General features: G+C 56.5%; 24 protein-coding genes, 1 other RNA gene and 1 pseudogene. 18 read left to right on the top strand and 8 right to left on the bottom strand.

Annotated features, from left to right (window positions below):
* The first annotated feature begins 100 nt into the window (after positions 1-100).
* From nadK to bamE, 3 genes are all read left to right on the top strand, one after another.
* Positions 101-979, top strand: coding sequence for an NAD(+) kinase (gene nadK, locus LAC65_RS12105; RefSeq protein ID WP_039379723.1), 879 nt, complete (start codon positions 101-103; stop codon positions 977-979).
* Positions 980-1,064: 85 nt separating this feature from the next.
* Positions 1,065-2,726, top strand: coding sequence for a DNA repair protein RecN (recN, locus tag LAC65_RS12110; RefSeq protein ID WP_039379726.1), 1,662 nt, complete (start codon positions 1,065-1,067; stop codon positions 2,724-2,726).
* A gap of 185 nt (positions 2,727-2,911) precedes the next feature.
* Complete coding sequence (gene bamE, locus LAC65_RS12115; RefSeq protein WP_039379728.1) at positions 2,912-3,262, top strand: outer membrane protein assembly factor BamE; 351 nt, start codon at positions 2,912-2,914, stop codon at positions 3,260-3,262.
* 54 nt (positions 3,263-3,316) lie between these two features.
* On the opposite strand, the gene LAC65_RS12120 is transcribed toward bamE, so the two are convergent.
* Both LAC65_RS12120 and LAC65_RS12125 read right to left on the bottom strand, forming a co-directional pair.
* Positions 3,317-3,607, bottom strand: a complete 291-nt coding sequence (locus LAC65_RS12120; protein WP_039379730.1) for an RnfH family protein — start codon at positions 3,605-3,607, stop codon at positions 3,317-3,319.
* Complete coding sequence (locus LAC65_RS12125; protein ID WP_039379733.1) at positions 3,600-4,034, bottom strand: type II toxin-antitoxin system RatA family toxin; 435 nt, start codon at positions 4,032-4,034, stop codon at positions 3,600-3,602. Before LAC65_RS12125 ends, LAC65_RS12120 begins: the two co-directional genes overlap by 8 nt.
* A 160-nt stretch (positions 4,035-4,194) precedes the next feature.
* Here LAC65_RS12125 and smpB point away from each other — a divergent pair, with 160 nt between their 5' ends.
* From smpB to LAC65_RS12155, 6 genes and pseudogenes are all read left to right on the top strand, one after another.
* Positions 4,195-4,677, top strand: a complete 483-nt coding sequence (smpB, locus tag LAC65_RS12130) for an SsrA-binding protein SmpB (RefSeq protein WP_039379735.1) — start codon at positions 4,195-4,197, stop codon at positions 4,675-4,677.
* Positions 4,678-4,720: 43 nt separating this feature from the next.
* Positions 4,721-5,083, top strand: a transfer-messenger RNA (tmRNA) gene (gene ssrA, locus LAC65_RS12135).
* Between the two features lie 192 nt (positions 5,084-5,275).
* A complete protein-coding gene (locus LAC65_RS12140) occupies positions 5,276-6,460 on the top strand; it encodes an integrase domain-containing protein (RefSeq protein WP_039379737.1) in 1,185 nt (394 codons plus the stop codon).
* A 28-nt stretch (positions 6,461-6,488) separates the two neighbouring features.
* Positions 6,489-7,186 (top strand): IS1 family transposase gene (locus tag LAC65_RS12145; protein ID WP_223429336.1). Its coding sequence is split into 2 segments (ribosomal slippage): positions 6,489-6,738 and positions 6,738-7,186, totalling 699 coding nucleotides; the frame shifts between segments, so codons are not numbered across the junction.
* A 285-nt stretch (positions 7,187-7,471) separates the two neighbouring features.
* A complete protein-coding gene (locus LAC65_RS12150; protein ID WP_039379739.1) occupies positions 7,472-7,828 on the top strand; it encodes a hypothetical protein in 357 nt (118 codons plus the stop codon).
* Between the two features lie 121 nt (positions 7,829-7,949).
* Positions 7,950-8,610: pseudogene (locus LAC65_RS12155) on the top strand (epoxyqueuosine reductase QueH).
* A 14-nt stretch (positions 8,611-8,624) separates the two neighbouring features.
* Here the strand turns inward: LAC65_RS12155 and LAC65_RS12160 are convergent.
* Together LAC65_RS12160 and mgtA are read right to left on the bottom strand one after the other, a co-directional pair.
* Positions 8,625-9,302, bottom strand: coding sequence for an SDR family oxidoreductase (locus LAC65_RS12160; protein WP_039379741.1), 678 nt, complete (start codon positions 9,300-9,302; stop codon positions 8,625-8,627).
* A 155-nt stretch (positions 9,303-9,457) separates the two neighbouring features.
* Positions 9,458-12,169: a magnesium-translocating P-type ATPase gene (gene mgtA / locus LAC65_RS12165; protein ID WP_039379743.1), complete on the bottom strand. Its 2,712-nt coding sequence runs from the start codon at positions 12,167-12,169 to the stop codon at positions 9,458-9,460.
* Positions 12,170-12,968: 799 nt separating this feature from the next.
* Here mgtA and LAC65_RS12170 point away from each other — a divergent pair.
* From LAC65_RS12170 to speG, 6 genes are all read left to right on the top strand, one after another.
* Entirely contained in the window at positions 12,969-14,537 is a 1,569-nt protein-coding gene (locus tag LAC65_RS12170; protein WP_039379745.1) for an ABC transporter substrate-binding protein, read from the top strand.
* Positions 14,537-15,589 carry an ABC transporter permease gene (locus tag LAC65_RS12175; RefSeq protein ID WP_203025764.1) on the top strand — a complete coding sequence of 351 codons (1,053 nt, stop codon included), beginning with the start codon at positions 14,537-14,539 and terminating at the stop codon, positions 15,587-15,589. Before LAC65_RS12170 ends, LAC65_RS12175 begins: the two co-directional genes overlap by 1 nt.
* Positions 15,586-16,443 carry an ABC transporter permease gene (locus LAC65_RS12180; RefSeq protein ID WP_039379748.1) on the top strand — a complete coding sequence of 286 codons (858 nt, stop codon included), beginning with the start codon at positions 15,586-15,588 and terminating at the stop codon, positions 16,441-16,443. Before LAC65_RS12175 ends, LAC65_RS12180 begins: the two co-directional genes overlap by 4 nt.
* Positions 16,433-17,266 carry an ABC transporter ATP-binding protein gene (locus tag LAC65_RS12185; RefSeq protein ID WP_039379750.1) on the top strand — a complete coding sequence of 278 codons (834 nt, stop codon included), beginning with the start codon at positions 16,433-16,435 and terminating at the stop codon, positions 17,264-17,266. Before LAC65_RS12180 ends, LAC65_RS12185 begins: the two co-directional genes overlap by 11 nt.
* Positions 17,259-17,924, top strand: a complete 666-nt coding sequence (locus LAC65_RS12190) for an ABC transporter ATP-binding protein (RefSeq protein WP_039379752.1) — start codon at positions 17,259-17,261, stop codon at positions 17,922-17,924. The genes LAC65_RS12185 and LAC65_RS12190 overlap by 8 nt, the downstream gene beginning before the upstream one ends.
* Before the next feature lie 105 nt (positions 17,925-18,029).
* Positions 18,030-18,575, top strand: a complete 546-nt coding sequence (gene speG / locus LAC65_RS12195; RefSeq protein ID WP_039379754.1) for a spermidine N1-acetyltransferase — start codon at positions 18,030-18,032, stop codon at positions 18,573-18,575.
* Between the two features lie 150 nt (positions 18,576-18,725).
* Here speG and LAC65_RS12200 read toward each other — a convergent pair whose 3' ends face one another.
* From LAC65_RS12200 to LAC65_RS12215, 4 genes are all read right to left on the bottom strand, one after another.
* Entirely contained in the window at positions 18,726-19,148 is a 423-nt protein-coding gene (locus LAC65_RS12200) for a hypothetical protein (RefSeq protein WP_039379756.1), read from the bottom strand.
* 99 nt (positions 19,149-19,247) lie between these two features.
* Positions 19,248-20,180 carry a homocysteine S-methyltransferase gene (gene mmuM / locus LAC65_RS12205; protein WP_039379758.1) on the bottom strand — a complete coding sequence of 311 codons (933 nt, stop codon included), beginning with the start codon at positions 20,178-20,180 and terminating at the stop codon, positions 19,248-19,250.
* Complete coding sequence (mmuP, locus tag LAC65_RS12210) at positions 20,170-21,582, bottom strand: S-methylmethionine permease (protein ID WP_039379760.1); 1,413 nt, start codon at positions 21,580-21,582, stop codon at positions 20,170-20,172. Before mmuP ends, mmuM begins: the two co-directional genes overlap by 11 nt.
* Positions 21,583-21,714: 132 nt before the next feature.
* Entirely contained in the window at positions 21,715-22,053 is a 339-nt protein-coding gene (locus tag LAC65_RS12215; protein ID WP_039379762.1) for a DUF2002 family protein, read from the bottom strand.
* A gap of 148 nt (positions 22,054-22,201) precedes the next feature.
* Between LAC65_RS12215 and LAC65_RS12220 the strand changes: the two genes are divergently transcribed.
* The 3 genes from LAC65_RS12220 to nrdI all read left to right on the top strand — a co-directional run bounded on the left by LAC65_RS12220 (position 22,202) and on the right by nrdI (position 23,430).
* Positions 22,202-22,516, top strand: a complete 315-nt coding sequence (locus LAC65_RS12220; protein WP_039379764.1) for a DUF883 family protein — start codon at positions 22,202-22,204, stop codon at positions 22,514-22,516.
* A 262-nt stretch (positions 22,517-22,778) separates the two neighbouring features.
* Positions 22,779-23,021 (top strand): glutaredoxin-like protein NrdH, encoded by a 243-nt coding sequence (gene nrdH / locus LAC65_RS12225; RefSeq protein WP_039379766.1) that lies wholly within the window; start codon positions 22,779-22,781, stop codon positions 23,019-23,021.
* A 4-nt stretch (positions 23,022-23,025) separates the two neighbouring features.
* Positions 23,026-23,430, top strand: a complete 405-nt coding sequence (gene nrdI / locus LAC65_RS12230; RefSeq protein ID WP_039379768.1) for a class Ib ribonucleoside-diphosphate reductase assembly flavoprotein NrdI — start codon at positions 23,026-23,028, stop codon at positions 23,428-23,430.
* Positions 23,431-23,463 lie beyond the last annotated feature (33 nt).

Raw genomic sequence — 23,463 nt, forward strand, 5'->3', positions numbered from 1 at the left:
TTCATTTCGCTGGTTGGCTTATTATGGGGATCAGTTTGACGGTTTCAAGTGAACCCATCACATTGCCAGGCCGTTTTGGCTTATGAGGAATACCCGCCACATGAACAAACACTTTAGCTGCATCGGGATCGTGGGTCATCCGCGCCATCCAACCGCGTTGACCACCCATGAGATGCTCTGGCGCTGGCTGACCGATAAGGGATACGAGGTGATTGTCGAACAGCAGATTGCGCGCGAGCTGAGTTTAACCGATGTCAAAACCGGCACGCTGGCGGAAATAGGACAGCAGGCCGATCTGGCCGTGGTGGTCGGCGGTGATGGCAATATGCTGGGCGCAGCCAGAGTGCTGGCCCGCTACGATATTAAAGTCATTGGCATTAACCGTGGTAATCTGGGCTTTCTGACCGATCTCGACCCGGATAATGCGCAGCAGCAGCTGGATGATGTCCTGCAGGGCGACTATTTTGTCGAGAGCCGCTTTCTGCTTGAGGCGCAGGTCTGCCGCGATACCTGCTCACCGCGCATTGGCAGCGCCATTAATGAAGTGGTGCTCCATCCGGGGAAAGTGGCGCATATGATTGAGTTTGAGGTCTATATCGACGAAGTGTTCGCTTTTTCTCAGCGTTCCGATGGCCTGATTATCTCTACCCCTACCGGCTCCACCGCCTACTCGCTCTCCGCGGGTGGTCCTATCCTTACCCCTTCACTTGATGCCATTGTGCTGGTGCCGATGTTCCCGCACACGCTGTCGTCGCGCCCGCTGGTCATAAACAGCAACAGTACGATTCGCCTGCGTTTCTCCTCGCTGCGCAGCGATCTGGAGATTAGCTGTGACAGCCAGATTGCCCTGCCGATTCAGGAGGGTGAAGATGTGCTGATCCGGCGCAGCAGCAGCCACCTCAATCTTATTCATCCCAAAAACTACAACTACTTCAATACATTAAGCTCAAAACTCGGCTGGTCGAAAAAATTGTTCTAGAAATCAGAGCTGGCTACTTTACTGGTTAAAAAACCAGTTTATACTGTACGAAAAACCATATCTGTTTTTCTATACAGGTGATTGTATGCTGGCACAACTGACCATCAGTAACTTCGCAATCGTTCGTGAGCTTGAGATCGACTTTCATCGCGGTATGACAGCGATCACCGGTGAGACCGGCGCAGGTAAATCTATTGCCATTGATGCGCTGGGCCTCTGCCTTGGCGGACGGGCGGAAGCGGATATGGTGCGTCAGGGCGCAAGCCGGGCTGATATCTGTGCCCGCTTTCAGCTGAAATTATCGCCGTCAGCGCAGCGCTGGCTGGTTGATAATCAGCTGGATGACGGTAATGAGTGCCTGCTGCGCCGTGTTATCAGCGCGGATGGGCGCTCGCGCGGCTTTATCAACGGCACGGCCGTACCGCTCTCTCAGCTGCGCGAGCTGGGCCAGCTGCTGATTCAGATCCACGGTCAGCACGCGCATCAGCTGCTGCTGAAAACCGATCACCAGAAGCATCTGCTCGATGCTTATGCGGCGCATGACGGGCTGCTGACAGAGATGCGTCAGCACTACCAGCGCTGGCATCACAGCTGCCGTGTGCTGGCGCAGCATCAGCAGCAGTCGCAGGAGCGTGAAGCGCGTCGCGAGCTGCTGCAGTATCAGCTGAAAGAGCTGAACGAGTTTGCGCCGCAGGCGGGAGAGTATGAGCAGATTGATGAAGAGTATAAGCGTCTCGCTAACAGCGGACAGCTGCTCTCTACCAGCCAGCAGGCGCTGCATATCCTTGCCGACGGTGAAGATACCAACCTGCAGAGCCTGCTCTACAGCGCCCGCAACATGCTCAGCGAGCTGGTCTCGCTGGATGATAAAGTCAGCGGCGTATTTAACCTGCTGGAAGAAGCGGCCATTCAGCTGAGCGAAGCCAGCGACGAACTGCGTCACTACTGCGAACGCCTCGATCTTGACCCCAATCGCCTTTACGAGCTGGAGCAGCGGCTGTCGCGGCAGATTGCGCTGGCGCGCAAACATCATGTTGCGCCTGAAGCGCTGCCGGCCCTGCATCAGCAGCTGCTGGAAGAGGCGGAGCTGCTGTCGCAGCAGGAGAGCGATCAGGAGAGCCTGCAGCACGACGTGGTGATGCATCACAAAGCTGCTATCACCTGCGCTGAAACGCTGCATCATCAGCGTGAAAAATCTGCTCAGGAGCTGTGCGATCTCATTACGCAAAGCATGCGCACTCTGGCGATGCCGCACGGGCAGTTTGCGATTGTGCTGGAGTTTAACCCCGATCAGCTGACGGCCGAAGGTGCCAGCCGCATCGATTTCCGGGTGACCACCAACCCGGGCCAGCCGCTGCAGCCGCTGGGTAAAGTCGCCTCAGGCGGTGAGCTGTCGCGTATCGCGCTCGCTATTCAGGTGATCACCGCGCAGAAGATGGAAACCCCGGCCATGATTTTCGACGAAGTGGATGTCGGTATCAGCGGGCCTACTGCAGCTGTCGTAGGCAAAATGCTGCGCCAGCTCGGTGAATCTACACAGGTTATGTGTGTGACGCACCTGCCGCAGGTTGCAGGCTGTGGTCATCAGCACTTCTTTGTCAGCAAAGAGACCGACGGCGCGATGACGGAAACGCATATGCAGCCGCTGGATAAGCGGGCACGCCTGCAGGAGCTGGCCCGTCTGCTGGGCGGCAGCGAAGTCACGCGTAACACGCTGGCGAACGCCAAAGAACTTTTAGCAGCCTGAGACCGCACTTTTTTCCGGCCTGATGGTCATATGCATGCTCTGTAGAGGTTCCCAACCGGGAAAAGGTCTATTATCATCGGCAGTGATATCGCCATAATAAAAGCCTGCCGCGTGCAGAGTTCAGAATGTAATGGCAACAAAACTGCCTGGTGAAAGGCGTTTGGCCCGAAAAAAGGAATGTACAGATGCGCTTTAAGACGCTGACTGCTGCGGCAGTGGTAATGTTGATAACAACCGCCGGATGTTCCACGCTGGAGCGCGTTGTTTATCGTCCGGATATTAATCAGGGGAATTACCTGGCCGCTAACGATGTCGCCAAGATCCACACCGGCATGACGCAGCAGCAGGTAGCCTATACGCTGGGCACCCCGATGATGCACGATCCCTTTGGCAGCAACGTCTGGTATTACATTTTCCGTCAGGAACCTGGTCACGAGCGCGTGAAGCAGCAGACGCTGACGCTGACGTTTGATCGCAGCGGTGTCCTGACGAACATTGATAACAAGCCACGGCTCGCTGGCCAGAAAGACAGTTAAGCTGATGACAGTAAAAAAGGCGCCCGGGGCGCCTTTTTTAATGCTTAACGTCAGCTACTTTTTTGTGGCAGCACGCTCAGCACGCTGGCGGCGCAGCTCTTTCGGATCGGCAATCAGCGGCCGATAAATCTCAACCCGATCGCCCTCTTCAACCGTATCACCAAGCTTAACCGGCCGGCTGAAGATCCCGGTTTTATTCTGCGCCAGATCGATATCCCGGCGCAGCTGCAGCAGACCTGATGCCTCTATCGCCTGCTCTACCGTGGCGCCCTGCTCCAGCGTAACCTCGCGCAGATACTGCTTATCCGGCAGCGCATAGACCACTTCCACCCGGATCTTAGTCACGATAGACCTCTTTGGCACGCTGGGTAAACGCCTGCACCATGCTGTTTGCCAGCTCTTTAAACACGCGCCCGAATGCCATCTCAACCAGCATATTGGTGAACTCAAAATCGAGGCTCAGCTCAACCTTGCAGGCGTCATCACCCAGCGAGATAAATTTCCAGCCGCCGGTCAGCTTACGGAACGGGCCATCAACCAGCTGCATATGAATGCTCTGGTTGTCAGTCAGCGTATTGCGCGTGGTAAAGGTTTTACTGATGCCCGCTTTAGAGACATCGACCGCGGCGGTCATCTGATGACCGCTATTATCCAGTACGCGACTGCCGGTGCAGCCGGGAAGAAATTCAGGATAAGCATCCACGTCATTCACAAGCTGGTACATCTGTGCAGCGCTATAGGGGACCAGCGCTGAGCGGCTAATCTGAGCCATAAGGGTTCCTGTTGGTCACAAAACCGTTGAATTATACCATTTTAGGCCATTAAACAAAAATTCATGCTTTTGCCAGCTGTGCTAAAATAGGATGTTTTTTACCGCCCCGCAGGACATGGGGATGCGCCCACAAACTGAGTAATGTAGACTACGCCGCACTATGACAAAGAAAAAAGCTCACAAACCCGGTTCAGCCACCATTGCCCTCAACAAACGCGCGCGCCACGAATACTTCGTCGAGGAGGAGTTCGAAGCGGGTCTGTCGTTACAGGGATGGGAAGTTAAAGCACTGCGCGCCGGTAAAGCCAATATCAGCGAAAGCTACATCATGCTGCGCGACGGCGAGGCGTTTCTGTTTGGCGCGACGTTCCAGCCGCTGATCGGTGCCTCAACGCATGTGGTATGCGATCCGACACGCACCCGTAAGCTGCTGCTGAAAGAGCGTGAGCTCTCTTCACTGTTTGGCAGCGTTAACCGCGACGGTTACACCATCATACCGCTTTCGCTCTACTGGAAGAACGCCTGGGCCAAGCTCAAAATCGGCGTCGCACGCGGTAAGAAAGAGCACGACAAGCGTTCTGACATTAAAGATCGCGAGTGGAAGATGGACAAAGCACGAATTATGAAGAGCGCCAGCCGTTAAGCACTGGATTTTTTTATAGATTTGCGCTACAGTTTTAAAACTTGGGGCTGATTCTGGATTCGACGGGATTCGCGAAACCCAAGGTGCATGCCGAGGGGCGGTTTGCCTCGTAAAAAGCCGCAAAAAAATAGTCGCAAACGACGAAAACTACGCACTAGCAGCTTAATAACCTGCTTAGAGCCCTCTCTCCCTAGCCTCCGCTCTTAGGACGGGGATCAAGAGAGGTCAAACCCAAAAGAGATCGCGTGGATGCCCTGCCTGGGGTTGAAGCGTTAAAACTAATCAGGCTAGTCTGTCAGTGGCGTGTCTGTCCGCAGCTGCCAGGCGAATGTAAAGACTGACTAAGCATGTAGTACCGACGGTGTAGTAATTTCGGACGCGGGTTCAACTCCCGCCAGCTCCACCAAAATTCTTCAAAGATGGTTCCAGAGCCATCCGTAGAAGTCCTGAAAGCCCGGACGGCACAAGCCCTGCGGGCTTTTTTGTGTCTGTAACAGTCCGGGACGATCCGCCTGAATCCAGAGATAATTGGTACACGAATTGGTACACGTTATAATGTGTACCAAAAACGTGTACCAATTATGGACGGAAACCAGTCATGGCGCGGATGACACGCCCCCTCACCAATAACGAAATCCTTAAGGCCAAGTCTCAGGAGAAAGACTTCACGCTGCACGATGGCGACGGGCTTTTTCTGCTCATCAAAACGTCTGGTAAAAAGCTATGGCGTTTTCGCTACCAACGGCCAGCAAGTAGTAGCCGTACGAATCTCAGCTTGGGCTCTTACCCTGCCCTGACGCTCGCTGTCGCACGCCAAATACGTGACCAATATCTTTCGCTGCTTGCGCAGGGGATTGACCCGCAGAAGCAGCAAGAAGAAGTATCGGAACAGCGCCAGATCGAGCTGGATAGTATTTTTTCAGTTGTGGCCGGAAGGTGGTTCCAGCTCAAAAGCAAAAGCGTCACCGAGGATTACGCGAAGGATATTTGGCGATCGTTAGAAAAGGATGTCTTTCCCGCTATTGGTGAAATACCTGTTCAGGCACTCAAAGCCAGAACGATTGTTGAAGCACTGGAGCCTATAAAAGCTCGCGGGGCACTTGAAACAGTTCGCCGGTTAGTGCAACGCATTAACGAGATAATGATTTACGCTGTTAATACCGGTTTGATCGATGCAAACCCAGCTTCTGGTGTTGGTATGGCTTTCGAAAAACCTAAAAAGCAACACATGCCAACACTTAGGCCAGAGGAATTGCCAAAGCTAATTCGTTCATTAATAATGTCAAATCTCTCTGTTTCGACTCGCTGCCTAATTGAATGGCAACTTCTGACGCTCGTTCGCCCTTCAGAGGCGTCTGGTAGCCGGTGGGAAGAAATCGATCTAGATGCCAAACTTTGGACAATTCCAGCGGAACGCATGAAAGCAAAGCGTGAGCACGTCGTTCCTCTATCTCCTCAGGCGTTAGACATTCTTGAGGTGATGAAGCCTATAAGCGCTCATCGTGAGCATGTATTCCCCAGTAGAAATGATCCAAGACAATCTATGAATAGCCAAACGGCTAATGCAGCATTAAAAAGAATTGGCTTTGGAGGAAAATTAGTAGCTCATGGATTACGTTCAATTGCCAGCACAGCGATGAATGAGGCTGGTTTAAGTTCGGATGTTATAGAAGCAGCATTAGCTCACTGCGATAAAAACGAAGTTCGTAAAGCCTACAATCGTTCGACTTATCTGGTTCAAAGAATAGATTTAATGGGTGATGCTGCCAACTTACTGATTTAGTGTATGATGGTGTTTTTGAGGTGCTCCCGTGGCTTCTGTTTCTATCAGCTGTCCCTCCTGTTCAGCTACTGACGGGGTGGTGCGTAACGGCAAAAGCACTGCCGGACATCAGCGCTATCTCTGCTCTCACTGCCGTAAAACATGGCAACTGCAGTTCACTTACACCGCTTCTCAACCCGGTACGCACCAGAAAATCATTGATATGGCCATGAATGGTGTTGGATGCCGGGCAACCGCCCGCATTATGGGCGTTGGCCTCAACACGATTTTACGTCACTTAAAAAACTCAGGCCGCAGTCGGTAACCTCGCGCATACAGCCGGGCAGTGATGTGATTGTCTGCGCTGAAATGGACGAACAGTGGGGCTACGTCGGTGCTAAATCACGTCAGCGCTGGCTGTTTTACGCGTATGACAGGATACGGAGGACGGTTGTGGCGCACGTCTTCGGTGAACGCACTCTGGCCACACTGGAGCGTCTTCTGAGCCTGCTGTCGGCCTTTGAGGTCGTGGTATGGATGACGGATGGCTGGCCGCTGTATGAATCCCGCCTGAAGGGAAAGCTGCACGTAATCAGCAAGCGTTACACTCAGCGAATTGAGCGGCATAACCTGAATCTGAGACAACATCTGGCAAGGCTGGGACGGAAGTCACTGTCGTTCTCAAAATCGGTGGAGCTGCATGACAAGGTCATCGGGCATTATCTGAACATAAAACACTATCAGTAAGTTGGAGTCATTACCGGCTTACCGTACAGCTCATTCACCTTCTTTCCTAACTCACTTCCCTCCATATATACAGTTCACCCATTCAAACACCAGATAAGCCAAAACCCGCATTCGACATCTCCCAACCGGCTCCTGCTCAGCGAAGCCCTGCCGCTGTTTTACAGCTGACATTTCCCTCTCAGGGAGTTTTCATTCACTTACAGTTTTATCCTAGAGCGCAACGTTGCTCAGTATGCCACTCTTAACTACGCTCATATCACCAAATACGTTAAATGAGGGACTATGATGAAAAAGACCATTATTGCTGTATCTGCTTTCCTGCTGGCTTCTTCCGCGTTTGCGGCTACCACACACGCAACTGACGATACGGTCGCTAACGCTCAGGCTGGCGCTAATACCGCGAAAGAGAAACTGCATCAGGCGCAGCATCAGGGCGAAGAGCAGCGTCTTAAAGCGAAGCACGCGGCACAGGGCGAGCGCGACAGCATGACCAGCAAAGCCAGTGAAGGCACCCAGAAGACCTGGAATAAGACCAAAGAAGGCACTGAGAAAGGCTGGGATGCGACCAAAGAAGGCGCACAGAAAGGCTGGAACAAAACCAAAGAAGGTGCCAGCGATCTGAAACAGAAAGTCAGCGAGTAAGCTGCACTGCTGTGATAAAAAGGCCGCCCCGCGGCCTTTTTGTTTTTCCGCGGCCGCATTTTGCATCTGCTGCCGTAACTCCCTACACTACGCCTATTCTCTGCAAGCTTAATGGTTACTTATGTCTGAAACCTTCACACGTCAGCCGCTGCCGCTGCCCGGCGGACACAATAAAGTGCTGCTGCACTCCTGCTGTGCGCCCTGCTCCGGCGAAGTGATGGAAGCGATGCTGGCGTCCGGCATCGACTACACCATTTTCTTTTACAACCCGAATATTCATCCGCTGAAAGAGTATGAGCTGCGCAAAGAGGAGAATATCCGCTTTGCTGAGCAGTTCGGCGTGCCGTTTGTGGATGCTGACTACGATAAAGATAACTGGTTTGAGCGCGCGCGCGGCATGGAGTGGGAGCCGGAACGCGGCGTACGCTGCACCATGTGTTTTGATATGCGCTTTGAACGCACGGCGCTCTACGCGCACGAGCACGGCTTTCCGGTGATCACCAGTTCGCTCGGGATTTCACGCTGGAAAGATATGAAGCAGATTAACGACTGCGGCGTGCGGGCTGCGGCGCACTATCCGGATATTGCTCTACTGGGAGTTTAACTGGCGTAAAGGCGGCGGCTCATCGCGCATGATAGAGATTAGCAAGCGCGAGCGCTTCTATCAGCAGGAGTACTGCGGCTGCATCTATTCACTGCGCGATACTAACCGTCATCGCGTGGCCGGCGGCCGCGAACGCATTGAGATCGGGGTGCAGTATTACGCGCCTGACGACGCGTAAACCGGCCCGAAACATTACCAGGCGAGCGCATCACCTTTGTAATCAAGGTAGTGATGTCCGCCTTCGCCGCGATAGCGCTGCAGCTGTGCAACCAGCCCTGCGGCGCTCTCTTCCGCCGTGATATCGGCGTTCTCGCCCCCCATATCGGTTTTTACCCAGCCCGGATGCAGCGACAGCAGCGTCGCCCCCTGCGGCCGCATCTCTTTTGCCAGCGCGCGGCTCAGCATATTGAGTGCCGCTTTGCTGGCCGAGTAGAGCGGCATCGCGGCGACGCGGTTTTCATTCAGGCTCGCCAGCTGTGACGTGGTGATCCCTACCACGCTCTGCTTATCACGCAGCAGCGGCAGCAGGCTCTCCGCCAGCCGCACCGGGGCTACCGCATTAGTGATAAACAGCTCGCTCAGCTCCGCATCTTCTGCCTGCTGCAGCTGCTGCGCATCCGGGCCAAAAATGCCGGCGTTGATCAGCACCGCATCAAACTGCTCACCCTGTAACTGCTGCAGCAGCGCCACACGCGCCGCGCCGTCGGTGATATCCAGCGCCAGCCAGCGCAGCCGATCGTGCTGATATGATACCGCCGTACGGCGGAAGGTGGCGGTTACGTCCCAGCCCGCCTGTAAAAACTGCTGCACCACCGCAAGCCCGATCCCTTTTGAAGCCCCGATAACCAACGCGCGTTGTGACTGGCTCATACCTTTCTCCCGGACAGATAGCGAAACGGGCAGCGTGCGCTGCCCGCGATGAACTAACGTAACACTAACGTTAGCACGGCAATCACCGTCATCATTAACACCAGGTGGCAGACCACCTTTGTCAGTTCCGGCTTTTTCATCGCTCCTCCTGCAGGTCAGAACCACTGACCAAAACGTCTGATGTAGAGGGTTTTCATGCCCTGCGCTACCAGGCAGTAGCCGGCCAGGGTTGCCACCAGCCACGGAAAGTAGGACCACGGCAGCGGCGACAGTCCGACGCTGGCCCCCAGCGACGAGAACGGCAGCAGCATCCCGGCGATCATGACGCCGGCGGAGGCCAGCATGACCGGCAGTGCAGCGCGGCTCTGAATAAACGGAATTTTGCGGGTGCGCAGCATATGCACTACCAGCGTCTGCGACAGCAGTCCCTCAACGAACCAGCCCGACTGAAACAGCGACTGCACCTCTGGCGTATTCGCGGCAAACACATACCACATCAGCGCAAAAGTGGTGATGTCGAACAGGGAGGAGGTCGGCCCGATCCACAGCATAAACCGCTTAATATTGCGCGCGTCCCACTTACGCGGCTTCTGCAGAAACTCTTTGTCCAGTTTGTCCCACGGCATCGCCAGCTGTGAGATGTCATACATCAGATTCTGAATCAGCAGGTGGATCGCCAGCATCGGCAGAAACGGAATAAACGCGCTGGCCACCAGCACCGAAAACACATTGCCAAAGTTAGAGCTGGCGGTCATGTTCAGGTACTTGATGATGTTGCCGAAGGTTTCGCGTCCTTTGATGATCCCCTCCTCCAGCACCAGCAGATCTTTCTCCAGCAGGATAATATCGGAGGACTCTTTGGCGATATCCGCTGCGCTGTCTACGGAAATCCCGACATCGGCCGCGCGCAGCGCCGGAGCATCATTAATGCCGTCACCCAGAAAGCCCACGGTATGCCCCTGCTGCTGCAGCGCCGTGACAATGCGCGACTTTTGCAGCGGCGTGAGTCTGGCAAACACCGCACTCTCCCGGACGGTATAGGCCAGCTGCCCGTCGCTCATCTGCGCCAGCTGTTCACCGGTTACGATTGCTCCGCTGCCAATGCCCACCTCTGCACAGATACGTGCGGTCACCACCGGGTTATCTCCGGTCAGGACTTTTACCGCGACGCCGTTATCGCGCAGCGCGCTGACCGCCGGGGCGGCGCTGGCTTTGGGCGGATCGAGAAACGTCAGCAGCCCTTCTATAATAAGGTTCTGCTCATCCGCGACGTTCAGCGCCTGCTGCAGACCCGGCTCTTTCAGTTCGCGGCTTGCCACCAGCAGCACACGAAACCCCTGCTGATTATATTCATGCGCCAGCGCCAGCAGTTCCGCACGCCGGACCTCATCCAGCGGCTGGATCAGCCTGCCTTCGCGCTCTGCGACTGCAACGCTGAGCATCTCTTCGACGGCCCCTTTGCAGATCAGCAGCTGCTGGTTAAGCCGGCGATTGTGTACCACGACCGATACGCGCCGCCGGACAAAATCAAACGGCAGCTCATCAATTTTGCTCCACGCGTCATGCACAGCGCTGCCCATGCGCGCGCCGCCATAGTGCAGAATGGCGCGATCCATCGGGTTAGCGGTGCTGCTCTGGTAAAGGCTGTTCAGCCAGCTCAGCATCAGCACGCGGCTGTTCTCCACACCGGCGCAGTCGACGTGCTGAGCCAGCGTAATGTTGTCCTGCGTCAGCGTGCCGGTTTTGTCCGTACACAGCACATCCATCGCGCCCAGGTTCTGAATCGCTTTCAGGCGTTTCACAATCACCTTACGCCGCGACATGGCGATAGCCCCTTTTGCCAGATTAGCGCTGACGATCATCGGCAGCATCTCCGGCGTCAGACCCACCGCGACCGCCAGCGCAAACAGAGAGGCTTCCAGCCAGTCGCCTTTAGTGAAGCCGTTAAGCAGCAATACCACCGGCACCATCACCAGCATAAAGCGGATCAGCAGCCAGCTGACGCTGTTTACCCCGCGATCGAACGCCGTCTGGCTGCGTTTACCGGTAAGCGATGTTGCCAGCGTGCCGAAATAGGTATCGCTGCCGGTGGCGACCACCACCCCTTTTGCGCAGCCGCTGGCCACGCTGGTGCCCATCAGGCAGATGCTGCCTGACTCAAGCAGCGACGCGCTCTGTTCGCATCCGCCCGCCGCTTTACTGGTGACATGGCCGGTGACGTCATATTTTTCTACCGGCAGCGACTCGCCGGTCAGGATCGCCTGACTGATAAACAGATCGCGCGACTCCAGCAGGCGGAGATCGGCCGGCACCAGATCGCCCGCGGAAAGGCAGATGATGTCCCCCGGCACCAGATCCGCGATATCCACTTCCCTGCGTACCGGCGACGCCTGCAGCGAGGAGCGTCGTACCACCGTTGCGGTGGTGCGCACCATCGATTTCAGCGCCTGCGCCGCTTTATTGGTGCGAAACTCCTGCCAGAAGCGCAGCAGTCCGCTCAGCGTGACCATGGTGAGGATGATTGCGATACCGGTCAGATCGCTCTCTTCACCCCGCCGCCGCGGGATCCAGTAGTCAGTAAAAAAACTCACCGCGGCCAGCGCCATCAGCACATAGATAAATGGATTGCTGAACGCCTGCAGCAGCTGCAGCAGCGCCGGTGGCGCGTCAATATGCCGGGCATCGTTAGGGCCATAGCGGCGCAGGCGTGCCGCAGCTTCTTCTTCGGTCAGGCCGGTAGCCTGACTGCACAGCCGTACCAGCGTTTCATCCGCAGTAAAGCCTGCTTCCTGTTCAATACGGTAACGCGGCGACTGCAGATCCTTTTTCCGGTTATTCCGCTGCAGATTATATTTCATATTGTTCATGTGACACCCCGATGGTGTTATTCAGGCAAGCGCTATCCTGCGCCAGACGCATAATAAACAGAGAGCCTGATAATTAATCAGCACGCTGAACCCGCAATTATCGGGCAAAAAGATGACGCGCTTTTAATTAATAAAAAGCGTGACGATCCCGCACCAGATAAAAGTGAGCCAGTGAATTTGTATGGCGTAATGTCTGACTGAAAATGCGAAGTCAGGTTTAACGCGCAGCAGACAGGTGCACGCTGAGGATCAGCGTGCGCATCGGGGCGGTGGAAATAGCGCGTTGTATATCATAGACATAATGACTCCCGTGAGCCTGTATTTTTTATCAGCATTGCGTGTACGGGAGCATTCTGCAGAAATGCAGAAGGTGCCGCCGCCAGAGTGGCAAGCAGCAGGGAAAAAATCCGTGCGTCAGCTTGCCTTATATCGCCATCGATAAGGTTGACTGTTCAACAGGATCCTCCAGATAATTAATTGCCGTTATTATATTTACTCGCTAAATGAAGTAAAGATGAATATAGCGTATGAGCGTTTTATCTAAATGTTGTTGCCGTTTGGTTGAGCAAGCTATTCACAATCTGTGACAGTCGTTTCATTCATCGGGAGAAAAGCCGGGGCTGAAACATTTCTGAAAAAGCGTATCTGATGCGTACTATGCTGGTTATTAGCGGCCATAACCCTTATAACAGAACCGCCGGGCTTAGAACCTAAAAGCATATGCATAGCCATAAATAGACTATTCTTCACTGGTACGCTCTCGTAAACTCGCGTTACTTTTTTAAGGCAAGGAAACAACATGAAAACAATTATTCCCTCACTGCTGGCGCTGTCGCTGGTGGCCGCCTTCTCTGCGCACGCTGTCACACCCAAAGATACGCTGGTGATTGCACAGTCTACCGATGATGCTGACAGCTTCGATCCGGCGCAGGGCTTTGAACTCACCACGGTACAGTCATTCACCAACATCTATCAGCGCCTGGTTCAGTCCGATCCGCAAAACCCGACCGACCTGAAACCGACGCTGGCGACCTCATGGCAGCCGGGCAGCGATAACCGCAGCCTGACGTTTGAGCTGCGTAAAGATGCGACCTTTGCCAGCGGCAACCCGCTGCGCCCGGAAGATGTGATCTTTTCACTGGGTCGCGTGGTTAAACTCAATCTTGATCCCTCTTTTATTCTGACGCAGCTCGGCTGGAATAAAGATAACGTTGATAGCTTCCTGAAAAAGGTGGATGACCAGCACGTACAGATCAGCTGGAACGCTAACGTCAGCCCGGCCTATGTGCTGAGCCTGCTCTCGGCACCGGTCTCTTCTATCATCGATGAAAAAACGGCGCAGGCTAATGCGAAAAACGGTGATTTCGGTCATGCGTGGCTGGGCACTCACTCTGCCGGCAGCGGCCCGTATCAGATCCGCAAAGTCGTGCTGCATGAAGCGGTTCTGCTGACGGCAAACCCCTCTTCTCCCGCCGGCGCGCCGAAGCTGAAGAACATTCTGATCAAAAACGTACCGGAGCCTGCGGCGCGCCGCTTGCTGCTGGAACAGGGTGATGTGGATATCGCACGTAACCTGGGCGCTGACCAGATTGCCGCGCTAAAAGGCAAGGCGGGCGTCAAAACTGACGCGATTCCGATGGCTTCGCTCTATTACATTCAGTTTAACGTCGGCAAAGATCCGGTGCTGAAAAACCCGGCGCTGTGGGAAGCGGCACGCTACCTGTTTGATTATAAAGGCATTGCCGATAACCTGCTGAAAGGGCAGTTTGAAGTGCATCAGACCTTCCTGCCAAAAGGCTTCTCAGGCGCGCTGAATGAAACGCCATACAGCTACGATCCGGAAAAAGCCAGAGCGATTCTGAAGAAAGCGGGCCTGACCAATGTGAGCTTTACGCTCTCCACCAGCAACCAGCCGCCTTATCTTGATATCGCTCAGGCGCTGCAGGGCAGCTTTGCGAAGGGCGGGGTGAAAGTTGAGGTTCAGCCGGGCCTCAGCTCTGAAGTCTCAACGCGTGTTAAAGCGCATCAGTTTGAGGCGACGCTGAACGCCTGGGGTGCCGATTATTTCGATCCCAACACCAACGCCGCCTCATTTGCCTATAACCCGGAAGATGGCAGCAAAACCATCGCCTACCGCTCTGACTGGCACATTCCGGAGCTGAGCAAGCAGACGCTGGCTGCCACAGCGGAAGCGGACAGCAACAAACGCGCAGAGCTGTACCAGGCGATGCAGCGCGAAGTGCTGAAAAACTCTCCGTACGTGATTGGCCTGCAGGCGCGTAATCTGGTTGCGCTGCGCGACAATCTGAAAGGCTATGTGCAGGGTATTAACCCCGATATGGTCTATTACGCGCAGGTCTCTAAATAATGTCCGTATCTGCTTCACAGACCGGGTTCGCCCGGTCACTCTGGCAGCGCGGCAGCCGCCTTGTCACCAGCCTGCTCTCGCTGCTGGTGACGCTGCTCGGGCTGCTGGCGTTTACCTTTATGCTGTCGCACCTCTCACCGGTCGATCCGGTGCAGCAGATTGCCGGCGATCACGCCAGCGAAGCGACCTACGCGCAGGTGCGGCACGATCTCGGACTTGACCAGCCGGTGCTGGTGCAGTTCTGGCGCTATATCAGCCACCTCGCGCGCGGCGATTTGGGTCTCTCTCATCTGACGAATCAGCCGGTTAGCGCCGATCTGCTGCGTACCTTTCCGGCTACGATTGAGCTGGCCACCTGCGCGATGATCTTTGCCGCCGTGTCTGGCGTGGCGCTGGCGCTGCTGGCCGCGTGGAAGCCAGGCAGTGTTATCGACAACGTGGCGCGCTTTATTTCGCTGCTGGGCTATTCGGTGCCGGTGTTCTGGCTTGGGCTGCTGGGTCTGCTGCTGTTCTACGCGGTGCTGCACTGGTCCGCCGGACCGGGTCAGCTGGATGATATCTGGGTCTATACGCTGGAGCCCAAAACCGGCTTTGTGCTGATCGACAGCTGGCTCTCCGGCGATCCGGAGATGTTCCGTAACGCGATTGCGCACCTCTGGCTGCCGGTCGTGATCCTCGGTCTGCTGGCGATGGCGGGCATTACCCGTCTGCTGCGTGCGGCACTGCTTGAAGAGAGCAGCAAAGAGTATGTGGTGCTGGCACGTGCAAAAGGCGCAGGCCGCACGCGCATCCTGCTGCGTCATATTCTGCCCAACGTCACCGGTACGCTGATCACCGTCATTGCGCTCTCCTATGCCACGCTGCTGGAAGGCTCGGTGCTGACAGAGACCGTATTCGCGTGGCCGGGCGTGGGCCGCTATATGACCAACGCCCTGTTCTCAGCGGATGTGCCGGCTATCCTTGGCGCCACGCTGCTGATTGGCGGCTGCTTTATTCTGCTTAACGCCGTGGCTGACGCCCTGACCTGGTTAACCGATCCGAGAACCCGATGACTCAACAACTTCACGAACTGGAAAGCGTGCGTCCGCGTCGTCGTCGGGCGCGCGTGACTTCCCTCTCCATCGGCCTGACGCTGGTGGTCATTCTGATTGTGATGGCGCTGCTGGCACCCTGGCTGGCTCCGTTTGATCCGAATGTGCAGACCATCAACCAGCGCCTGCTGCCGCCCTCCGCGCTGCACTGGTTTGGCACCGACGGCTTTGGCCGCGATCTGCTGTCGCGCGTGATTTACGGCGCGCGCCCGACGCTGCTGCTGGTGTCGCTGATCCTGGTGCTGACGATCCCGGTGGGATTACTGATTGGTATTACCGCCGGTTACGTGGGCGGCTGGACCGAGCGCGTGCTGATGCGCATTACCGATATTTTCCTGTCGCTGCCGAACCTGGTGATTGCGCTGGCGCTGGTCGCCATGCTCGGTCCGGGCCTGATGAACGGCGCGCTGGCGCTGGCGCTGACCAGCTGGCCGCCGTTTGCCCGCCAGGCGCGTGCAGAGACGCTGGCGCTGCGCCGCAGCGACTATCTTGCCGCCGCGCGCATGCAGGGTATCACCGGCCTGCGGCTGATGTTCGGCCATATTCTGCCGCTCTGCCTGCCGACTGCCGTCGTGCGTGCTGCGCTCAGCCTCGGCGGTATTATTCTCTCCGCTGCCGGTCTCGGCTTCCTCGGTATGGGCGTACAGCCCCCTACTGCCGAGTGGGGCTCGATGGTTGCCGAAGGGAGTAAAGTGATTTTCGATCAGTGGTGGGTGGCGGCTGCGCCCGGCGCTGCGATTCTGTTCGCCAGCCTGGCGTTTAACCTGACAGGCGACGGCCTGCGCGATCGACTGGATACCCGCCATGCCAAATGAGTTATTGATTGATGCCCGCGGGCTGAGCATCCGCAGCGGCGACGCGCTGCTGGTGGATAACATCAGCTTTCAGATTGGCCGCGAACGCGTGGCGCTGGTCGGTGAGTCCGGCTCCGGCAAATCGCTTACCGCACGCTCGCTGATGGGCCTGCTCTCCCCTTCCCTGCAGCTGCAGGCTGAACGTCTGCAGATTGCCGGTGCTGATGCTCAGCGTCTGCAGGAGCGTGACTGGATCACGCTGCGCGGCGGAAAAGTAGCGATGGTGATGCAGGACCCGAAATATGCGCTCAACCCGACGCGCACCATCGGCTGGCAGGTGGAAGAGCCGCTGATTTTACATCGCAAGCTGAGCCGCGCTGAACGACGCGAGAAAGTGTGTGAGATGCTGGCTGCCGTTGGCCTGCCTGAACCGCGTCAGCTGATGAAACGCTATCCGCACCAGCTCTCCGGCGGCATGGGTCAGCGCGTGATGCTGGCGATTGCGCTGATTACCGATCCGGAACTGCTGATTGCCGACGAGCCAACCTCCGCGCTCGATCACGCCATGCGCGATCAGGTGCTGGCGCTGATCCGCCGGCTGGTTGAGCAGCGTAATATGGGGCTGCTGCTGATCAGTCACGATCTGCAGCAGGTCTCAGAGCACTGCGAACGGGTGATGGTGATGTATAAGGGCCGGCTGCTTGATACGCTGCCTGCCGCACAGCTCTCTCATGCTACCCACCCCTATACCCGCACGCTGTGGGCCTGTCGTCCCGGTAAGGCGACGCACGGCGAACGTCTGCCGGTGCTGGATCGCGCCGCGCTGGAGAGAGAGAATGATTGAGTTATCAAACCTGAGCGTTGCCCATAAGCACGGCTATGAGCTGCGTACCGTGGTGCACGACGTCTCCCTGCAGGTCGCTGCCGGTGAGTGTTTTGGTCTGGTTGGCCCCTCAGGCTGCGGCAAATCGTCGCTGCTGTGGGTGCTGGCCGGTCTGAATCCGCACTGGCAGGGCGAGATGACGCTGGCGCAGACGGCAGTCCAGCCGGGCAAAGCCTTTACCGGCCAGCTGCGACGCGATGTGCAGATGGTGTTTCAGGATCCGTATGCCTCGCTGCATCCGCGCCATCGCCTGCGCCGCACGCTGGCGGAGCCGCTGAAATTGTTAAAGCGCGATAATATCGATGACCGCATCGACGCAGGCTTTCGTCACGTCGGTCTCGATCCGGCGCTGGCGAACCGCTATCCGCATCAGCTCTCGGGCGGACAGCGCCAGCGCGTGGCGATTGTGCGCGCGCTGCTGCTGGAACCTAAAATCCTGCTGCTGGATGAACCGACATCGGCGCTGGATATGTCAGTCCAGGCGGAGATCCTCAACCTGCTGAACGATCTCAAACAGAACGACGGGCTGACCATGGTGCTGGTCAGCCACGATCCGGACGTTATCGATCATATGTGCGACCGCGCGGCGCATATGGCGCAGGGACGGATCGTGGGCTAACGGCGCACGGGTCCCGGGTCGCATATGCCTGCATCACATCTGCAGGGTGCGCATTTATGCGCACCTCGTATTCAGGCGCACTCCACTAAAAATTCAGGAACTGTTATGACGGTGAAATTACGTCCTCTGGAACGGGAAGATCTGCATTTTGTTCATCAGCTGGATAATAATGCCAGCGTAATGCGCTACTGGTTTGAAGAGCCTTATGAGGCGTTTGTTGAGCTCTCCGACCTCTATGACAAGCATATTCACGATCAGACCGAACGACGCTTTGTGGTCGAGTATGAAGAGGAAAAAGCGGGACTGGTCGAGCTGGTGGAGATTAACCATGTGCACCGCCGCGCGGAGTTTCAGATCATCATCGCGCCGGGGCATCAGGGGAAAGGCTTAGCCAGCAAGGCGGCGCGGCTGGCAATGGATTACGGTTTTTCCGTGCTGAATCTCTACAAGCTCTATCTGATTGTTGATCAGGAGAATGAGAAAGCGATTCATATCTACAGTAAGCTGGGCTTCGAAGTCGAAGGCGTGCTGAAGCATGAATTTTTTATCAACGGTGAATACCGTAACACCATCCGCATGTGTATTTTTCAGCAGCAGTATCTCGCCCAGCATAAACCCGGCAACGCCATGGTCAAGCCCACCGCCCAGTAAGCAGCGAATGTTACAGGTTTGCAGGGGCGCATTAATGCGCCCCCTACGGCACCTGAACCCTTCGTAGGGACGCCATTAATGGCGCCCTGGCCGACGTTGCCGGGAATCTGCCAGGAGCGCATGAATGCGCCCCCCACGAACCCGCGGGGGCTAGCGGCCGCGCGCGCCTGTTACGTTCAGTACCGGCTGCGGATGATCCGGCTTCAGGGTATACATCCCGCCATAGAACGGATCGACTAACAGCCAGCCCGGGAAGCCGAGCAGCGGAATATTTCCCAGCACGTACCAGAGATTGGCACTCGCCTCAATGGGCAGCGTCAGCGGGACATAGCCCGGGCTTTCCAGCATGACCTGATAATGTTTTTTGCCGAAGTAACTGCCGTTTGATTTTGCCAGGTCTACGGTCTGGGGCGTGTAGCCCTGCGCCACCGCGCGCCCGGTCTCATCCTGTACCGTAAAGCGGGCGCCTTGCGGAATGGAGTCAATTTTTACCGGCTGCATGTCTGTACCGACAATAGTGGCGCAGCCGCTTAGCAGCAGCGCGCAGGCGGGAAGAGTGTGTCGCAGGTTCATAGCAGATCCGCATCAGAGTCAGAGAGCACAGTGTAAACCGTGCTCTCTGGCTTTTCACTGACGACAATCGCGCTATCAGTGTGCTTTTTTTGTGCTTATTCAGCGTTGACAACAGGCAGCAATTGCCCGGATATCCTCAGGCGACGTCCGGCAGCAGCCGCCAATCAGCTGCGCACCCGCCTGCTGCCATTCGCTGAACTTCTCCTGCAGCGTGCAGCCAGAGGGTGCCGAGTGCCAGCTTTTACTCTCTGCATCATACTGCTCGCCCGAGTTAGGGTAGACCAGCAGCGGCTTCTGCGTCAGCGCCTGCAGCGTCCGCAGCGCCGGCGTGACGCTCTCCAGCGCGATACAGTTGATCCCCACCGCCACCACCTGCGGTGCCGCGTTAATCACCTTCATCACGCTCTCAAGCGGCGTGCCGTCGCTGATATGCTCTGCATCACGCAGCGTAAACGAAAACCACGCGCTGCTTTGCGGAAATTCAGCCAGCAGCGCGATCAGCGCCTGCGCTTCACCAAACGACGGCAGCGTTTCACACGCCAGCAGGTCGACACCCGCTTCCAGCAGCGCCGCCACGCGCGGCCGGTGGAAATCTTTCATCTCTTCCGGCGGCAGCGCGTAATCGCCGCGATATTCGGCCCCGTTTGCCAGATAGGCGCCCCACGGCCCCACTGAACCGGCAACCAGCAGCGGCGCCGTGGTGCCGGAAGCGGCGCGATAATCATCGCGTGCACGCTGCGCCAGCGTCACGCTCAGGCGAATCAGCTCGCCCGCCTTGCCGCTTTCCAGACCGCGCGCGGCAAAACCGCGCGGCGTTGCCTGATAGCTGGCGGTGATCGCTACCTGCGCGCCGGCAGCAAAGTAGTCGCGGTGCACGGCATAAATCAGTTCCGGCTGCTCCATCAGCACCTTTGCTGACCAGAGGGAATCTGCCAGATCGCAGCCGCGCGCCTCCAGCTCGGTGGCCAGTGCGCCATCAAGGATCAGCGGACGGGTCTGGGTGAGTGCTTCAGCAATCGGGTTACGCGGCATGGTTGCTCTCCTGCGTCTTAAGGGGTTTACGTCGCCGGGTAACATAGTAAGCAGCATAACAGAGCAGTACAAACGGAATACCGCACCAGAGCGCAATGCGCTGCGACGGATCGAAGGCCAGGCCCACGCACGCCAGCAGGCAGAGCACAAACCCCAGCACCGGCACCACCGGATAGAATGGCGCGCGCCAGGCGAGCTGTCTGATATCTTTGCCTGCACGCACGTAGCGCCGGCGGAAAACGTAGTGCGAGGCGCAGATGCTGAGCCAGACGGCCACCACGGCAAAACCGGAGATCGCCGACAGCGCCACAAATACCGTATCCGGCGCGATCACGCTGGAGAAGAGCGCCAGCAGGCCCCCCAGCATGCTGATGGTGATCGCCAGCACCGGAATACCGCGCCGGTTCACGCGCGCAAAACAGCGCGGCAGCGTATTTTCATTCGCCAGCGACCAGAGCATGCGTCCGGAGGCATAGAGGCCGGAGTTAGCGGCGGAGAGGATCGCCGTGAGAATCACAAAATTGAAGATGTCAGCCGACCAGGGAATACCGATTTTTTCAAACACCAGAACAAACGGGCTTTTGACGATGCCCGCCTGGTCCATCGGGATAAGTGCCGCCAGCACAAACACCGTGCCGACAAAAAAGATAATCAGGCGCGCGACGGTAGTACGGATAGCCAGCGGCAGCGCTTTCTGCGGATCCTCGGTCTCCCCTGCTGCAATCCCAATCAGTTCAGTACCGGAAAACGCAAAGTTTACCGCCACCATGGTCATCAGAATCGGCAGCGTGCCGTGCGGTAGCCAGCCTGACGCCGTCAGGTTATGCAGGCCAGGCGCGGCAGAGCCATCTTTCAGCGGGATAAAGCCAAACATCGCGGCGCCGCCCAGCACAATAAAGGCGATGATGGTGACCACTTTAATGACTGAGAACCAGAACTCACCTTCGGCAAAAAAGCGCGTCGAGATGATATTCAGCAGATAGATAGCCAGGCAGAACACCAGGCACCAGAGCCAGACCGGCACCGTCGGGAACCAGTACTGCATACAGAAACCGGCCGCGGTCAGGCTCGACCCCAGCGCCACGGTCCAGGTGAGCCAGTAGAGCCAGGCGACGGTATAGCCCGTGGCCGGGCTCAGATAACGTGCGGCATAGACGTGAAACGCGCCGGTTTCCGGCATCGCTACCGCCAGCTCGCCCAGGCAGGCCATCACCAGCCAGACCACCAGCGCGCCAATCAGATAGGCCAGCAGCGTGCCCGCTGCACCGGTGGTTGAGATGATATAGCCGGTATTGAAAAACAGGCCGGTGCCGATGACGCCACCCAGCGACAGCATCACCAGGTGCCGCACTTTCATCGTGCGTTTAAAACTTTCCTGCGGAGGGGTATTCGCGCTTTGCATACTGATAATCCATATGGACGTCTAAACTTCTATATGGATACAGAGTTATACGCATCCGCGCTGCGTTTTGCAACGTGGCAGAAACCGGGGATGGTGCAGGCCAGGAGAGCCCCGCGTTAACGGGGCAAAAAATCAGGCGCCAAACACGCCCTGCAGATAGCGCTCCAGCGCAACACGGGAACTGAAACCGTGGGGAATACCGTAATGCTCCTGTGAATCACCCATCAGGTAGAGAGGGAATTGCGTGTAGTGATCGCAGGTTTTCATCTCTGAGGCGGGCTCAGCAAAGTGCTGGCTTTTCTCTTTCAGCGTAGGATGGATCACCAGCGCCGTGCGTCCCAGACGCGCCTCACGGTTAACATAGACGTAGTTTTCACCACGACGGTAACCATAGGTTTTTGGCGTCAGAACATCCATTTCGAATCCTGCTTTTTCCAGTACGCGCGCAACCTCATCCGGACGTAAATACATGCTTGCTCCTCTCTTCTCACAGCCCCGCAACCTTACAACAGACCTGGGGTACAGACATTCGGATTTTCCCTAAAGCCTGGCATAGCGCTGCGTTTAATCACGTATCGTCTACACTTAGTATTACGTTTTAAATCAAAGGGAGCGAAAAATGTTTAATCGAACCACTAAAAACGATGACATTGATATCAATCAGGATGTAAACGATCTGGCTGATTCGCTGGAAGCGTTGCTTAAGTCTTACGGCAGCGACGCCAAAGATGAAGTCGACAGCGCGCGCGACAAGGCGCAAAAATTGCTGAAGCAGACCCGCGCGAAAATGAACGGCAATAGTTCAGTTTCCCAGGCGGCGCGCGATGCAGGCTATCAGGTTGACGCCTACGTACGCGATAAGCCGTGGCATGGCGTAGGACTGGGTGCCGCCGTAGGCCTGGTTCTGGGTGCACTGCTGGTGTCCCGCCGCTAACCGGCACATGATTCTGAAAAAGCCCTGCTGATGCAGGGCTTTTTTTTGCCTTTCAGCGACCAGAAAAATTTTTTCTATTGCCAAAAGCGCAGCCTGCCTGAGTTGTCTCACTGCCAGAGCAATACCCCTTCAGTTATCGGGTTGACCGCCATAAGCACCACATCTAGTATCTAATTATCAAAAAGACGCTACATATTGATTTATGCCCGGTTGCGCCTGGCAGCAGCAGCTATCTTCCTGTCACGAAAAGGAAATGCGAATCATGAGCATTATTATTTACACCAAGAGTAACTGTGTCCAGTGTGATACCACTAAAAATGCGCTGGACCGCTGCGGTATGACGTACCAGCTCATCAACCTTGATACTGAGCCGGAAGCGCTCGGAGAACTTAAAGCGCTGGGATACCGCCAGGTGCCGGTTGTCATGACGCCGGACGACAGCTGGAGCGGTTTCCGTCCGGATAAAATTGCTGCGCTGCGGCACTCCGCTGCGGTAAGTGAATAGCGCCATGTATCCGCTGGTCTATTTTTCCAGCCGGTCAGAAAACACCCACAGGTTTATTACCCGCCTGGCGCTGCCGGCGCACCGCATTCCTGCAGAGGCTAACCAGCGGCTGCAGGTTGACCACCCCTATATTCTGGTGGTGCCGAGCTATGGCGGCGGCGGTGTGCAGGGTGCCGTCCCGCGCCAGGTGATTCAGTTTCTTAACGACAGCGCAAATCGTCGCGGCATCCGCGGCGTCATTGCCGCCGGCAACCGCAATTTCGGCAGCGGTTTCTGCCTGGCAGGCGACATCATTGCGCGTAAATGTCAGGTGCCCTGCCTTTATCGCTTTGAAATGATGGGCACGCCGGAAGACATTGCGCAGGTTAAAGCAGGAGTAACCCAATTTTGGCAACAGCAGACACCCTGAACAGCACGCAGCTCGATTACCACGCGCTGAACG

The sequence above is a fragment of the Pantoea eucrina genome, from assembly GCF_020079945.1.
In the GTDB taxonomy this organism is placed as follows: domain Bacteria; phylum Pseudomonadota; class Gammaproteobacteria; order Enterobacterales; family Enterobacteriaceae; genus Pantoea; species Pantoea eucrina.

Coding starts and splice junctions, on each gene's coding strand:
- LAC65_RS12150 (WP_039379739.1), top strand. CDS start 7,472: ATGAAAAAGACCATTATTGCTGTATCTGCTTTCCTGCTGGCTTCTTCC.
- mmuM (WP_039379758.1), bottom strand. CDS start 20,180: ATGCCGCGTAACCCGATTGCTGAAGCACTCACCCAGACCCGTCCGCTG.
- LAC65_RS12160 (WP_039379741.1), bottom strand. CDS start 9,302: ATGAGCCAGTCACAACGCGCGTTGGTTATCGGGGCTTCAAAAGGGATC.
- nrdH (WP_039379766.1), top strand. CDS start 22,779: ATGAGCATTATTATTTACACCAAGAGTAACTGTGTCCAGTGTGATACC.
- LAC65_RS12200 (WP_039379756.1), bottom strand. CDS start 19,148: ATGAACCTGCGACACACTCTTCCCGCCTGCGCGCTGCTGCTAAGCGGC.
- mmuP (WP_039379760.1), bottom strand. CDS start 21,582: ATGCAAAGCGCGAATACCCCTCCGCAGGAAAGTTTTAAACGCACGATG.
- LAC65_RS12190 (WP_039379752.1), top strand. CDS start 17,259: ATGATTGAGTTATCAAACCTGAGCGTTGCCCATAAGCACGGCTATGAG.
- LAC65_RS12215 (WP_039379762.1), bottom strand. CDS start 22,053: ATGTATTTACGTCCGGATGAGGTTGCGCGCGTACTGGAAAAAGCAGGA.
- LAC65_RS12185 (WP_039379750.1), top strand. CDS start 16,433: ATGCCAAATGAGTTATTGATTGATGCCCGCGGGCTGAGCATCCGCAGC.
- mgtA (WP_039379743.1), bottom strand. CDS start 12,169: ATGAACAATATGAAATATAATCTGCAGCGGAATAACCGGAAAAAGGAT.
- speG (WP_039379754.1), top strand. CDS start 18,030: ATGACGGTGAAATTACGTCCTCTGGAACGGGAAGATCTGCATTTTGTT.
- recN (WP_039379726.1), top strand. CDS start 1,065: ATGCTGGCACAACTGACCATCAGTAACTTCGCAATCGTTCGTGAGCTT.
- nrdI (WP_039379768.1), top strand. CDS start 23,026: ATGTATCCGCTGGTCTATTTTTCCAGCCGGTCAGAAAACACCCACAGG.
- LAC65_RS12140 (WP_039379737.1), top strand. CDS start 5,276: ATGGCGCGGATGACACGCCCCCTCACCAATAACGAAATCCTTAAGGCC.
- LAC65_RS12170 (WP_039379745.1), top strand. CDS start 12,969: ATGAAAACAATTATTCCCTCACTGCTGGCGCTGTCGCTGGTGGCCGCC.
- LAC65_RS12175 (WP_203025764.1), top strand. CDS start 14,537: ATGTCCGTATCTGCTTCACAGACCGGGTTCGCCCGGTCACTCTGGCAG.
- LAC65_RS12180 (WP_039379748.1), top strand. CDS start 15,586: ATGACTCAACAACTTCACGAACTGGAAAGCGTGCGTCCGCGTCGTCGT.
- LAC65_RS12125 (WP_039379733.1), bottom strand. CDS start 4,034: ATGGCTCAGATTAGCCGCTCAGCGCTGGTCCCCTATAGCGCTGCACAG.
- LAC65_RS12220 (WP_039379764.1), top strand. CDS start 22,202: ATGTTTAATCGAACCACTAAAAACGATGACATTGATATCAATCAGGAT.
- nadK (WP_039379723.1), top strand. CDS start 101: ATGAACAAACACTTTAGCTGCATCGGGATCGTGGGTCATCCGCGCCAT.
- smpB (WP_039379735.1), top strand. CDS start 4,195: ATGACAAAGAAAAAAGCTCACAAACCCGGTTCAGCCACCATTGCCCTC.
- bamE (WP_039379728.1), top strand. CDS start 2,912: ATGCGCTTTAAGACGCTGACTGCTGCGGCAGTGGTAATGTTGATAACA.